General features: G+C 70.3%; 12 protein-coding genes and 1 tRNA gene. 6 read left to right on the top strand and 7 right to left on the bottom strand.

Annotated elements, in window-relative coordinates:
- Window positions 1-54: 54 nt before the first annotated feature.
- The 3 genes from ACIPXM_RS31415 (at window position 55) to ACIPXM_RS31425 (ending at window position 3,869) form a co-directional block, all read left to right on the top strand.
- Window positions 55-1,464 carry a helix-turn-helix domain-containing protein gene (locus ACIPXM_RS31415; RefSeq protein WP_401662528.1) on the top strand — a complete coding sequence of 470 codons (1,410 nt, stop codon included), beginning with the start codon at window positions 55-57 and terminating at the stop codon, window positions 1,462-1,464.
- Between the two features lie 916 nt (window positions 1,465-2,380).
- Window positions 2,381-2,632, top strand: a complete 252-nt coding sequence (locus ACIPXM_RS31420) for a helix-turn-helix transcriptional regulator (protein ID WP_401662530.1) — start codon at window positions 2,381-2,383, stop codon at window positions 2,630-2,632.
- Window position 2,633: 1 nt separating this feature from the next.
- Window positions 2,634-3,869, top strand: coding sequence for a tyrosine-type recombinase/integrase (locus tag ACIPXM_RS31425; RefSeq protein ID WP_401662532.1), 1,236 nt, complete (start codon window positions 2,634-2,636; stop codon window positions 3,867-3,869).
- 99 nt (window positions 3,870-3,968) lie between these two features.
- On the opposite strand, the gene ACIPXM_RS31430 is transcribed toward ACIPXM_RS31425, so the two are convergent.
- Window positions 3,969-4,042 (bottom strand) — tRNA-Pro (locus ACIPXM_RS31430).
- Between the two features lie 125 nt (window positions 4,043-4,167).
- Between ACIPXM_RS31430 and ACIPXM_RS31435 the strand changes: the two genes are divergently transcribed.
- Window positions 4,168-4,896: a transketolase gene (locus ACIPXM_RS31435; RefSeq protein ID WP_401662534.1), complete on the top strand. Its 729-nt coding sequence runs from the start codon at window positions 4,168-4,170 to the stop codon at window positions 4,894-4,896.
- Between the two features lie 105 nt (window positions 4,897-5,001).
- A complete protein-coding gene (locus ACIPXM_RS31440; protein WP_401662536.1) occupies window positions 5,002-5,895 on the top strand; it encodes a transketolase family protein in 894 nt (297 codons plus the stop codon).
- Between the two features lie 71 nt (window positions 5,896-5,966).
- On the opposite strand, the gene ACIPXM_RS31445 is transcribed toward ACIPXM_RS31440, so the two are convergent.
- Window positions 5,967-6,332 (bottom strand): MmcQ/YjbR family DNA-binding protein, encoded by a 366-nt coding sequence (locus ACIPXM_RS31445; protein ID WP_401662538.1) that lies wholly within the window; start codon window positions 6,330-6,332, stop codon window positions 5,967-5,969.
- A 536-nt stretch (window positions 6,333-6,868) separates the two neighbouring features.
- Between ACIPXM_RS31445 and ACIPXM_RS31450 the strand changes: the two genes are divergently transcribed.
- A complete protein-coding gene (locus ACIPXM_RS31450; protein WP_401662540.1) occupies window positions 6,869-8,077 on the top strand; it encodes an acyl-CoA dehydrogenase family protein in 1,209 nt (402 codons plus the stop codon).
- A gap of 105 nt (window positions 8,078-8,182) precedes the next feature.
- Here ACIPXM_RS31450 and ACIPXM_RS31455 read toward each other — a convergent pair whose 3' ends face one another.
- From ACIPXM_RS31455 to ACIPXM_RS31475, 5 genes are read right to left on the bottom strand one after another with little or no spacing between them, the layout of a single operon-like run.
- Window positions 8,183-8,755: a GAF domain-containing protein gene (locus ACIPXM_RS31455; protein WP_401662542.1), complete on the bottom strand. Its 573-nt coding sequence runs from the start codon at window positions 8,753-8,755 to the stop codon at window positions 8,183-8,185.
- On the bottom strand, window positions 8,752-9,411 hold the full coding sequence (locus tag ACIPXM_RS31460; protein ID WP_401662544.1) for a GTP-binding protein: 660 nt from the start codon (window positions 9,409-9,411) through the stop codon (window positions 8,752-8,754). Before ACIPXM_RS31460 ends, ACIPXM_RS31455 begins: the two co-directional genes overlap by 4 nt.
- Window positions 9,389-9,760 carry a DUF742 domain-containing protein gene (locus ACIPXM_RS31465; protein WP_401662546.1) on the bottom strand — a complete coding sequence of 124 codons (372 nt, stop codon included), beginning with the start codon at window positions 9,758-9,760 and terminating at the stop codon, window positions 9,389-9,391. Before ACIPXM_RS31465 ends, ACIPXM_RS31460 begins: the two co-directional genes overlap by 23 nt.
- Before the next feature lie 2 nt (window positions 9,761-9,762).
- Window positions 9,763-10,197 carry a roadblock/LC7 domain-containing protein gene (locus ACIPXM_RS31470; protein WP_401662548.1) on the bottom strand — a complete coding sequence of 145 codons (435 nt, stop codon included), beginning with the start codon at window positions 10,195-10,197 and terminating at the stop codon, window positions 9,763-9,765.
- 6 nt (window positions 10,198-10,203) lie between these two features.
- Window positions 10,204-12,141: a sensor histidine kinase gene (locus ACIPXM_RS31475; protein ID WP_401662550.1), complete on the bottom strand. Its 1,938-nt coding sequence runs from the start codon at window positions 12,139-12,141 to the stop codon at window positions 10,204-10,206.
- Window positions 12,142-12,690: the final 549 nt, after the last annotated feature.

The raw sequence follows: 12,690 nt of genomic DNA on the forward strand, positions 1-12,690 counted from the left end.
TGACCCGCAACCCGGCATTCTGGTTCCCTCTGCGAAGGGGTGGTGCATCCGCGAATGGCCCTTGACTACGACCAGACCACGGCAGCTGTGCGCCTTGATCAGAAGCAAGCCCTCATCACCGCCGTGTACAGGGCCGGCGCCGCCGACGAAGTCGGATGGCTGGAATGGAAGTCGCACCTTGACCTGACCGAGCGCCGGTCCTTCTTCACCATCGCCAAAGCGGTGCTCGGCTTCGCGAACCGCATGCCCAACCGTGCCCTTCGTAGCGCCGAGGGACACGGATACCTCCTCGTGGGGGTCGAGCCCGGGCAGGCGCGGGGAATCGAGGAGATCGACTCCGTCGAGCTGTACCGAAAGCTGGAGGCCTACCTCGGATCTGACATCGGCCGGCTCTGCCAGCCCACCGTCGTTCCTGTCGATCTTGGGAATGGCTTGGTCAACGTGCTCCTGGTCGATGTCGAACCCCCTCAGTGGGGTGACCCCATCCATGTCCTGCGCAAGGGCTATCACGACGTAGCTGCCGCAGCCGTGTTCGTCCGTTGCGACGGCAGGACCGAGCGCGCCACCCCGGAGGACATGGACAACCTCAGCGAACGAGCCCGCCGCGCACCCCAGCAGGTCCGCCTCTCCACCACGGTTCTCTCGGGCGTGCCTCTGCAACCTGTGGACCAAGGCCCGAAGGCACGACAGTCCTGGCTGGCACTCGAAACCGCGCGCTGCCACGCCTCGCTCCACTCCCCCACTCCGCCCGCCGACGTGGCCGACCGCGCAGGCACCAGCAGCGGCTCAGCGGCGATCGCCGACATCCTGGCGCAGGTTCGCCAGAACAGCCTGGGCCTCAACAGAGATCCCCGGAGCCGCGATCAATACCTCCGCGACGTCACCCACCATGTCGAGCAATGCGAGAAGGAGATGCCCCGTGCCGTACGACGAGCGGCCGCGATCCGCTTGTCGCCTCTTGCGCTTCGCGTGACCAACCTGACCGACCTCAACCTGGCCGATGCCGAGATCCAGCTCTACATCCCCGGCGCTGTCGAGGCCGTGCACCCTCGTACCCAGACCGCCAACGAATCGCTGACGGGGTTCCCTTCACCTCCCAAGCCTTTCGGGACCCCCACCTCAGCACTGTTCCCTTTCCAGACCTCGATTCCCCAGGACCTGATCCCCGGCGGTCTGATCGGCCGGGCACCGGCGTACGCCCCCTTCCGCCCGGACATCGCCAACGGCGGCTCGACGACCATCACCTTCCCGCTCGGCCACATCCGCCCCCGCCGGCACGCCGACTCCGAGGACATCGTCGTCATCGTCTCCGCGCCGGCGCCATCCCCGATCACGGCCACCTGGTCGGTCACCTGCAGCAACCACGACACCGTGATCACCGGATCACTTGAACTCACGGTGGCGGACGCACCCGTCTCCTTGACCGACCTCTTCGAGGAGGTACCTCGCGGCGACCGCCAATAGTCCGGTCGGGCCGAGCAGAGGCCACCAGCTCAGCCCGTGCCTCGATTACGCCGCGCGCTGCGAGCGGCCCCGGAATCCGCCCCAGGCCAGCAGCGATCCGCCACTCAAACCACCCGCCGTTGGGGAGAACCTGGGGAGAATCAGCCGCACTGAGGAGCGGCTGGGGAGAATCAACCGTATAAAACCGCGTCACCATGAAAGCCCCGGAAAGCTGCAGAGTCGCAGTTCAGAACACCTCCTGAGGCGATCTTCGCAGTACAGCACCTTGAGGACGACGACTTCAAGAAGATCTCCTCGTGGCCGACTGCGCCACATCGCTGCCGATCTCGTCTGCGGGAACCATTGCCGCCCTCTGCGGACTCCTCGCTCCAGGCGTCGACCGCGGAAGCCACGAGGACTCAACCATGCAGCCACATCTACGGGCGACGGCCTCCTGACGGAGACAAGACGATCACTGCTGGGATATATAGCACGCAATCCCCGGTTTCCGAAACCGGGGATTCGTTCGGAAAATCAGCTCTCCCAGCACAGTCCTGTCCGCCACACTTCGAAAGCCATAGATCCCCTCATGCGTCTTCGTCACGTCCAGGCTGACACCTCGCTCCCAGCCACGAAGCGACCGCGCACTTGCCATGCCGAAATCCTGAACGCCCCCTCCGTACCGGGCGCTTCGCGCCTCACCCAGATGTGTGCCGCCCGACTGCATCCATGTGCGGGGTATTCCAGGGCCCATGAGGGATCAGCGCCGCAAACCAGAACAGGTTGTTCTCCGTGCGCGAATCCATAGGTTTTCCCCTGGACTTCTCCACCGTTGCTCTTATGGTCGCCGTCCCGGCATTCGCCTGACCAAGGGAGCTGATCGACCCTGCTCATGACCTCACCTCACCCCGTCGGCGCGCCGCGCCACAAGGAACTCATGTCTTCCCAGAAATCCATTCAGACCGGACGAGACGCTCTCCCCGACCTGGTCACCGGCAAGTGGCTCACGACCGACGAGCTCGCGGGCATGCTGAACATCGATCCCTCCACCCTCCGTCGTTGGCGCTCGGCCCGCCCTCCGCAGGGGCCGCCCTTCGTGCCCGTGTCCGATCGCGTCACCCTCTACAGCGCCTACGACGTCGAGCACTGGTTGCGCACTCGCCGTGTCGTCCCGGGGCAGGCAGCCTGACGTGGCGATAGCAGCACCGCCCGCCGCCGCCGAGAGCGTTCCGATCGGCGTCCGCCTTACCGCCGATGTCGAGTACCGGCCCAACCGCCCCTCGCCCTACCGGGCTCGCGTGCGCTGGTGGGATCCCGAGACGAAGTCCCGCAAGTCCCTCTCCGAGGCCAAGGACACGGAAGACGAAGCACAGGCGTGGATCACGGCGCTCGTCGAGGCTGCGGAAGCCGGCGTCAACCCCTCGCTCGCCACCATGCCTCTGGCCGATTACGGCACCGCGAACATGGAACTCGCGCTCCGTGGACTGGAGCTCAAGACTCTCGACCCCTATCTCGCCGGGTGGCGCCTGAGAGTCGTACCGGCCCTCGGCCACTTGCCAGTCCGGATGATCACCAACGGCGCCGTGGACCGCACCGTGTACCGATGGATCGCCGACGAGTACAGCCGCTCGACCGTCAAGAACACCATCGCCGTCCTCGTACGAGTCATGGAGCAGGCGGTCCGCGACGGCCTGATCAAGGTCAACCCGGCCCGGGTCAGCGGCTGGCAGCGGCAGTACCAGCAGGTCGAGGACGAGCTGAACGATCCTCGCGCGCTCGCCCTTCCCGACTGGGAGACTCTGCAGGCCCTCGCCAAGGCTCTGGTCGCCCGCTCGCACGGCCAGTACCAGGGCTGGGGCGACGTGGTCACCTTCGCCGCCTCTACAGCAGCGCGCATCGGTGAGGTCTCAGGTGTCCGCGTCCGGGACATCGACACCGACAACTGGATCTGGACCGTCCGCCGGCAGACCACCCCCGCCCGCGGCGGGCTTGTCGGCAAGGCCACCAAGGGCAAGCGCGCCCGCCAGGTGCCCCTCATCGAAGAAGTCCGGCCGATGGTCGCCCAGCGCCTGCTCGCGGCCGGTGACGACCCGGACGCCCGCGTATTCTTCGGCCCTCGCGGCGGACGCATCTCCACGGCCGTCCTGCGTGACGCCACGCACTGGAACGACGTCGTGACCCAGCTCGGCTTCGAGCACCTTCGACGACACGACCTGCGCCACACCGGGCTGACGTGGTTCGCAGACGCCGGGGTCCCCCTTCACGTCCTGCGCAAGATCGCCGGGCACGGCTCACTGACCACCACCCAGCGCTACCTGCACCCCGACGCCGGCCAGATCACCGCAGCCGGAGCAGCCCTCTCCGCGCACCTCATGGTGCTCCGTGCACCTCGTTCACTGCCTGTCACGGCAGTTGTCGCCGTCTGACCCCCGCTGACCGCCCTGGTCCCCAACTGGTCCCCAAAAACAATCAAGGGGCCGTTTCAGATCTCTCTGAAACGGCCCCTGATCTGCGACTCTTTCGAGTCGGGACGACAGGATTTGAACCTGCGACCCCTTGACCCCCAGTCAAGTGCGCTACCAAGCTGCGCCACGTCCCGATACCCGTCTGACCTGGGGTTTCCCTGGCCGGACGCGCATGAGAACAATACCGCACTTCCGCACGTGCTCACGAACCCGTTTACGGGTTGACCTCAAGCGCGCTTGAGGTAGCACGGTGTGTGTCATGACGAACACGACGCACGCGACGCACACCCCTGGCGCACCGGGCACGGCCCGCCCCGGCATCGACCGGCTCGAACGGCTCATGGGGCTGATGACCGGGGACGAGAAGCACTCGACCGCCGCGACCTCCACGCTCGACGCGCTCTGGGTGCTGTACGACCGGGTGCTGCGGGTGTCGCCGGGGACGGTGGAGGCGCCGGAGCGGGACCGGTTCCTGCTGTCGAAGGGGCACGGGCCGATGGCGTACTACGCCGTGCTCGCCGAGAAGGGGTTCGTGCCCGAGGAGTGGCTGAGCGGGTTCGGCGGGTACACCTCGCCGCTCGGGCACCATCCGGACCGGACCCTGGTGCCGGGGGTCGAGATCGGCAGCGGGTCGCTCGGGCACGGCCTCCCGCTGGCCGTGGGGACCGCGCTCGGGCTGCGGGCGCAGGGGCTCACCGAGCCCCGGGTGTGGGTGCTCATCGGGGACGCCGAGCTGGACGAGGGCAGCAATCACGAGGCGCTGGCCTACGCCGGGCCCGCCGGGCTCGAGCAGCTGCACACCCTGGTCATCGACAACTCCTCCGCCAGCCTCGGCTGGCCCGGCGGCATCGCCTCCCGGTTCGAGGCGGCGGGCTGGTCCGCCGCGACCGTGGACGGCCGGGACCACGAGGCGCTGCACGCCGCCTTCACCGCCCCGCACCCCGGCAGGCCGCGGGCGGTCGTCGCCCGGGTCGAACCCAAGCGGTGAACGGGGTGGCGCGCCTCGCCACCCGAGGCCCCGCCACCCGACGCCACCCCACCCCCCCGCCGAGCCCCCGCCCTCCGTATCCCCTTCTTCTTGGAGACCCCTGCCATGGACACCATGCGCGACCGCTTCATCGCCACCACCGACCGGCTGCTCGCCGAGGACCCCCGGCTCGCCCTGGTCCTCGCCGAGATCAGCGCGGACGGCTTCCGGCCCACCCTCGACCGGCATCCCGACCGCGCGGTCAACGTCGGCATCCGCGAGCAGCTGCTCATCGGCGTCGGCGGCGGGATGGCGCTCACCGGGCTGCGCCCGATCATGCACACCTTCGCGAGCTTCCTGGTCGAGCGGCCCTTCGAGCAGCTGAAGCTGGACTTCGGGCACCAGGGCGTGCACGGTCTGCTGGTCAGCGCGGGCGGCTCGTACGACTGGCCGGCCGGTGGGTTCACCCACATGTCGCCCGGCGACGTGGCCCTGATGGACACGCTCGACGGCTGGACCGTGCAGGTGCCCGGTCACCCCGACGAGGCGGAGACCCTGCTGCGGCGGGCGGCCGCGAGCGACGGGTCGGTCTATCTGCGGCTCTCGGCGCACGCGAACGCCGCCGCGCACCCGGTGTCCCGTACCGGCATGACCGTGCTGCGGGAGGGGTCGCGGGGTGTGGTGGTGGCGGTGGGGCCGATGCTCGACGCCGTGCTCGCCGCGACCGAGGGCCAGGACCTCACGGTCCTGTACGCGACGACCGTACGGCCCTTCGACGCCGAGGCCCTGCGGCGGGCCGTCGCCGCGGCCCGGCCGGACGTGGTCCTGGTGGAGCCGTACCTGGCGGGCACGTCGACCGCCGCCGCGAACGACGCCCTCGCCGAGGTGCCGCACCGGGTGCTCGGGCTCGGCATCGGACGGCGCGAGCTGCGCCGGTACGGGTCGGTCGACGAGCACCTGGCCGGGCAGGGCCTGGACCCGGCCGCGCTGCGGGCCCGGATCGGCGCCTTCCTCGGATGAGCGGGCCGTGCGCCGGGCGCCCCGCGTCACCAGCCCCGGCCCCTGCCCCGGCCCTCACGGCATCACGCCGGTCACCGCTCCCGTCCCACCTCCGGGTGCTCCGCCGCCAGCCGTTTCGGGGCCGCCTGACGCCAGGAGTCGGCGAGGATCGCGCGCAGTTCCGCCTCGTCCTCGACCGCGCCCAGCCTGACCCTGATCCACGCGTAATTGTCGTCGTGGCCCGGACGCAGGAAGAACTTGTCCGGCTCGGCGGCGATCAGCTCCGCGCGGTCCTCCTTGGGGCACTTCACCCCCAGCACCTCGTCCGCGCCGTCGAGCGAGGCGAACACCTTGCCGCCGGGTCCGGCGCGGAAGGTCGGCATGCCCCAGGCGAGCTTCTCGAACGCGCCCGGGAGCGACAGCGCGATCCTGCGGACATCCTCCGCGGTGGTGGCCATGCACCGACCGTACGCCCTGCCGGTGACATTCGACCTCACCAGCGCACGCGCCCGCGCACGCTCTGTCACGCTCCCCCTTCACTCCCCGTCATGCGCCCTTGCGCCCTGGGATGCCGCCACGCGCCCTCCAAAGGGCGGTCGCGGAGGTTCGAAAAACCGGGAACCCGTGCGGTTACGGCGCACCGGGGGCTCAGGGACGCGTCCGGCATGACGCATCTGCGGTGACGAAGTGACGTATGTGGCGACCGGACCCCCCTCGGCGCCATATGCCCCTGAATCCGATGCCGTTGGCATGTGGCAGAAAGAAGACCCCGGGGAATGTCCAACGGGCCGGACCGAGCAGGCCGCGACCACTCGAAACACAGTCAGAAACGAACGTCAACGGTTCCGTTTTCGGACAAACTTTGTGGCGATATTGATCCGCCATAGAAAGATCAACACCATGAAGTGGTCGGCCTGTTCGGACGGGGATCACCGCCGATGCACCACCTGCTCGGACCACGAGGCGAGCGGGGACACGCAGGGGAGGGACTCGTATGGACGGCTACTTCAGCAGCCGACTGCATCATCAACTCAGGCAGGAGGTACGGGACTTCGCAGAGCGTGAGGTTCGGCCACGGATAGCCGAGATGGAGGCGTCACGCTCGGTCCATCACGAGCTGTCCCGGCTGATCGCCCGACAGGGCTGGCTGGGCGCGACTATCGGCCACGAGTACGGCGGCATGGGCGCCGGCCATCTGGCCAAAACCATCATCATCGAGGAGCTGTCCCGGGTCAGCGGCGCGATGGGCGCCATGGTCCAGGCGTCGCAGCTCGGCACCGCCAAGATCGTCCACTTCGGCAGCGACGAGCAGCGCAAGACCTGGCTCCCGGCCGTGGCCGCGGGCGACTGCCTGCCGACCATCGCGGTCACCGAGCCCGAGTCCGGCGGCCATGTCCTCGGCATGTCGGCGAGCGCCGTGCGGGACGGCGACGACTACGTCCTGAACGGCAGCAAGGTCTACGTCGGCAACAGCCACGTCGGTGATCTGCACGGCGTGGTGGTCCGAACCGGTCCCGGTTCGAAGGGACTCACCGCTTTCCTGGTCGAATCCGATCGCCCGGGGTTCAGCACCGGTCCGCAACAGCCCGCGATGGGCCTGCACGGTTTCAGCTTCGGTGAGCTGATCTTCGAGGACTGCCGGATCCCGGCCGCCAACCGACTGGGCGACGAGGGCGACGGCCTCGCCGTCGCGTACTCCTCCAGCGTCCTGTACGGGCGCGCCAACCTCACCGCGGTCTCCCTCGGCATCCACCAGGCGATCCTGGAGGAGACCACCCGCTTCGCCACCGAGCGCATCCGGTACGGCAAGCCGCTCGCCGCGCTGCCCACGGTGAAGCTGAAACTGGGTCAGATGCAGTCGCGTCTGATGACCGCCCGGCTGGCCGCGTACCACGCGGTCCATCTGCTCGACCAGGGTCTGTCCTGCGACACGGAGCTGATGAACGCCAAGCTGGTCAACGTGGAGTCGGCGATCGACTCGGGGCGCAACGCCATGGAGATCCACGCCGCGGCCGGGCTCTTCACCGACCGCAACATCGAACGCTATCTGCGCGACGCCCATCACATCTACGCGCCCGCGGGCACGTCCGACATCCAGCTGCTGCGCCTCGCGGAGGTCGCCCTCGGCCAGGACAAGGGCAGTTGGTCGGAGCGTCTGTCGGATCTGGTCCGGATGGAGCCGATGGCCGGCGTCCACGCCTGAACAGACCGCGAGACACCAGCGGTTCCCCGGAAGAAACGTGCCCCGGAGTCCGGCGAGGAGGCCGAACACCGGGGCACCGGCGCGCGCGGAAGGACCGGCGAAGCGTCAGATGCGGCCGTCCTCGCGGCGGTGGATCTGCTCCACCAGCTCGGCGGCCATGGCCTTGATGGTCTCCAGGCCCGCCCGGCCCCAGGGCCGTACGTCGGTGTCCACGACACAGATCGTGCCCAGAGCTATTCCCGTACGGTCGATCAGCGGTGCTCCCATGTACGAGCGGATGCCGATCTCGTCGACGACCGGGTTGCCCGCGAAGCGCGGATAGTCGCAGACGTCCTCCAGGACGAGCGCCTTGCGGCGCACCACCACGTGCGGGCAGTAGCCGTGGTCGCGGGCCATGAAGCGGCCCACTCCCCCGCTGCCCGCCGCGGTGGCGCCGAGGTCGGTGCCCGAGTGGCTGCCGGACGGGGTGTGCAGCCCCGCGAAGAACTGCCGGTTCTCGTCGATGAAGTTGACCATCGAGAACGGGGCGCCGGTCACGTCCGCGAGCCGGTGGGCGAATTCGTCGAAGGCCGGGTCGGGCTGTTCGCCGAGGCCGAGTTCGCGCAGGCGGCGGACCCGGGCGGGGGCCTCCTGGTCGATCGGGGTCAGCAGCATGTGACCGGTCGGGTCAAAGGTCATGGCGTGGCTCCGTAGGTCGGCACGGTGGCCGGGATGGTGGTGAGCAGATGCTGGACGAGGGTCAGCAGGGTGCGGATGCCGGAGCTGGAGATCCGGGCGTCGCAGAGCATGACCGGCACCTCCGGCCTGAGGTCGAGGGCCGCCCGCACCTCGTCCGGATCGTAGCGGTGGGCACCGTCGAACTCGTTGACGGCGACCACGAATCCGATGCCGCGCCGCTCGAAGAAGTCCACGGCGGAGAAGCACTCCTGGAGTCGCCGGGTGTCGGCGAGCACCACCGCGCCGAGCGCGCCCTCGGACAGCTCGTCCCACATGAACCAGAACCGTTCCTGTCCTGGCGTGCCGAACAGGTAGAGCACATTGCGCTCGTCCAGGGTGATGCGGCCGAAGTCCATCGCGACCGTGGTGGTGGTCTTGGACTCGACGCCCTCCAGGCTGTCGGTGCCCGCGCTGACCGAGGTCAGCAGCTCCTCGGTGGAGAGCGGTTCGATCTCGCTGACCGCGCCGACGAAGGTGGTCTTGCCCACCCCGAAGCCGCCCGCCACCAGGATCTTCAGGGCGGTGGGGAAGGGATCGGTCGGGAAGCCCTCGTGGCCCTCGTGGCCGGGGCCCGCCGGGCCGCGGTCGTGGCGCTCAGAGCCGTTGTCGTAGGCCATCGAGCACTGCCTCCAGCAAGGAACGGTCGGTTGGATTGGCGTGGAAGCGGGGCGCCCGGGCGGTGACCGCGCCGCAGTCCACGAGGTCGGAGAGCAGGACCTTGGTGACCACGGCGGGGAGCCGTAAGTGCGCCGCGATCTCCGCCACCGAGGTGGGTCCCTCGCACAGCCCGAGTGCCAGGCTGTGCTCGGGACCCATCTGGCCCTGGGGGGCCGCGCCGGTCGCCATCACCATCGAGAGCAGGTCGAGCGCGGTGGTGGGCTTGGTCCGGCCACCGCTGACGGTGTACGGGCGGATCAGCCGGCCTGCCGCGTCGTCCAGCCAGGGCCCTTCCTGGTGGGACCCCATGATCACTGGCCCGCACTGCCCGCCGCGCCGGCGGCCGCTCTGGCCGGGGTGACCAGATACGGCCGGACGCTCTTGACGAGCATCGCCATCTCGTAGCCGAGCACGGCGGCGTCGGCCTCGCGCCCGGCGAGCACGGCGAGACAGGTGCCGGAGCCCGCGGTGGAGACGAACAGCAGGGTGGAGTCGAGCTCGACCACCACCTGGCGGACCTCGCCGCCGTCGCCGAACCGCGCACCGGCGCTGCGGCCCAGCGAGTACAGGCCGGAGGCGAGCGCGGCCATGTGGTCGGCCGCGTCGGGGTCGAGGCCGTGCACCGACTTCACCAGGCCGTCGGAGGAGAGCAGTACGGCGTTGCGGGTGTACGGGACCCGCTGGACCAGACCGCTCAGCAGCCAGTCGAGATCCGAGGAATGGCCGTGCGGCGCATTGCTCGCCATGTGCATCTACTCCTTGTGCGCGTCACCGGGACGCAGCGTTTCACGGGGGGCGGGCTGGGATTCGGCGAGTCCGATGCCGCGCTGGAAGGCGGCCATCAGACCCGGGTCGTGCAGGGTGTGCTCCTCGTTCGTGCGGGCCACCGGCTCCTCGCGCAGCTGCGGCACGAGGTGCTCCTGGGCGCGCCGCTTGGGGAGCACGGGCCTGCCCGACGCTCCGGGACGCGGGGCCGGGGGGACCGGGGCGGCCGGGGCGGGATACGCGGGGGCGGTGTGGGCCGGGACGCCGTGCGGGCCGCCGGGGAGGCCCCCGGGCAGTCCGGCGGCGCCGACCGCCGTGTGGGTGGGTGCCGTGGGCCGGTGCGCCGCCGGGGGGACGGCGGGGGTGGTGCTCACGGCGGGCCCGGCGGGCGTGGGCGCGTGCGGGAACGGCTGCCGCGCCGGGGGCTGCGGGTGCGCCGCCGCGGCCGGGGCGGGTGCGTGGGCCGAGGCGTGCGCCGGTACCGGTGCGGGGGCGGCGGCCGGTACGGCGGCGGGCGCGCCGGCCGGGGCCGGGACCTGGGCGGGTGCGACCGGGGCGGGCGCGACCGGGGCGTGCTCCTGGGCGTGGGCCTGGGTCTGCGCCTGGATCTGGGCGGCGGCCTGGGCCTGGGCCTGGGCGGCCGGGTGCTCGCCGCGGCCGAGGCCCTCGGGGTCGGCGCCGAGCAGGCCCTGCGGGAGGACGAGCACGGCCTGGACGCCGCCGTAGATGTTCGACTGGAGTCGGACGGCGATGCCGTGCCGGCGGGCCAGCGCGGAGACCACGAAGAGGCCGATGCGCCCGTCCTGGAGCAGATGGGCGACGTTGACCTGGTCGGGGTCGGCGAGCAGGGCGTTCATCTTGGTCTGCTCACCGACCGGCATGCCGAGCCCGCGGTCCTCGACCTCGATGGCGAGTCCGGCCGTGACGTACTGGGCGCGCAGCAGCACGGTGGTGTGCGGCGCGGAGAACAGCGTCGCGTTCTCGACGAGTTCGGCGAGCAGGTGGATGACGTCGGCCACGGCATGGCCCCGGAGCGTACCGTCGATCGGCGGCACCAGTTTCACCCGCGGGTACTGCTCGACCTCGGCGATGGAGGAGCGCAGCACCTCGGTCATGGTGACCGGGTTCGACCACTGGCGGCGGGAGATGGCGCCGCCGAGCACCGCGAGGTTCTCCGCGTGGCGGCGGATGCGGGTGGCCAGGTGGTCGACGTGGAACAGGCCCTTGAGCAGTTCGGGGTCCTCGACCTCGTTCTCCAGCTCGTCGAGGAGCTGGATCTCGCGGTGGACCAGGGACTGCAGACGGCGGGCGAGGTTCACGAAGACCTCGACCTTCTGCTCGTTGCCGACGCTGCTGGAGAGCTGCGACGCCTGCACCACGGCGGTGACGGCGGCTTCGTGAGAGCGCGTCAGTTCCAGGGCCAGCTGGTCGAACTCATCACCGGAGGAGGAACCGGCGGGCAGCGCGGGACGCTCGCCCGGGGTCTCGCCCCTGCGCAACTGTTCGACGATGGTACGGAGTTCACCCTGGCCGCGGACGCTGTCGCGGCGCAGCGCGGTGGCCCGGCCGAGCACGGTCCTGGCCACCCGGTCGGCGCCGAGCACGGCGGCGGTCACCGAGGCGACGGTGAGCGCGGCGGCGCCGACGAGAGCGGTCCATACCCCGGCGGTGGGTCCGGTGCCGGTGGAGCGGACGGTGAACAGCACGGCGGCGGCGCCACCGAGGGCGACGGCGACGGCCGGGAGGACGGAGACGCGCAGGAGCTGGGAGCGTATGCGGGTCTCGACGGGGAGCTGCGCGGGGGGCCTGGCGGGGGACTGAGCGGATCCGGCACCGGCCGCACCGGTGACGCGGGCGCCCGACCGGCCGTGCCGCCCGCCCTCGCGGCGTTCGGACCGCGCGGCGGGTGAGCGAAGTTGAGACATGAGTGTCCTTGGTACGTGCCCAGGAATCGGCGTACGACGGGGGTGCTCTACGGGGGGCTGTGCGGGGCTGAACGGGGGTGGGTGTCGGACGGGTGGGACGAGCCTACCCATGATCACCAAGCACCCACGATAGACGTCAACCGTTCACGTGCGGTGCGCAGTTGGCAAACTTACCCGTAGACCTGCCCGGTCTGGTATCGCCCTTCGTACGACAGGCCGAGAAGGGTTGGCCGAAACTCGTCGGCTCGATGGCGCGCGGGCGGAGCGGAGGGTCCCGGATGACGCCCTCGGGCCGCTGCGAGCGGTACGGACCACCGCTGAGCGGAATCCCGTCGGGAGGGGGTCGGGGGTACGGGCAGGGCGCCCGGCGTCCTCGGGGCGCGGCCTCGCCGTCGTACGGCGGGCCGCCCGTGGTCCGTACCGGTGGGCACGCGATTCGCGTTCGCGTCCTTCGCCCCTAGGTTCTGTCGTCAAATGTCACGCCCACATCAGGAGTGATGCGAGGGTGACGGCTGCTTCGTAGGACTGTGCGGTCTTGTCGTAGCGGGT

It is taken from the genome of Streptomyces sp. NPDC090025 (assembly GCF_044748125.1).
In the GTDB taxonomy this organism is placed as follows: Bacteria; Actinomycetota; Actinomycetes; order Streptomycetales; family Streptomycetaceae; genus Streptomyces.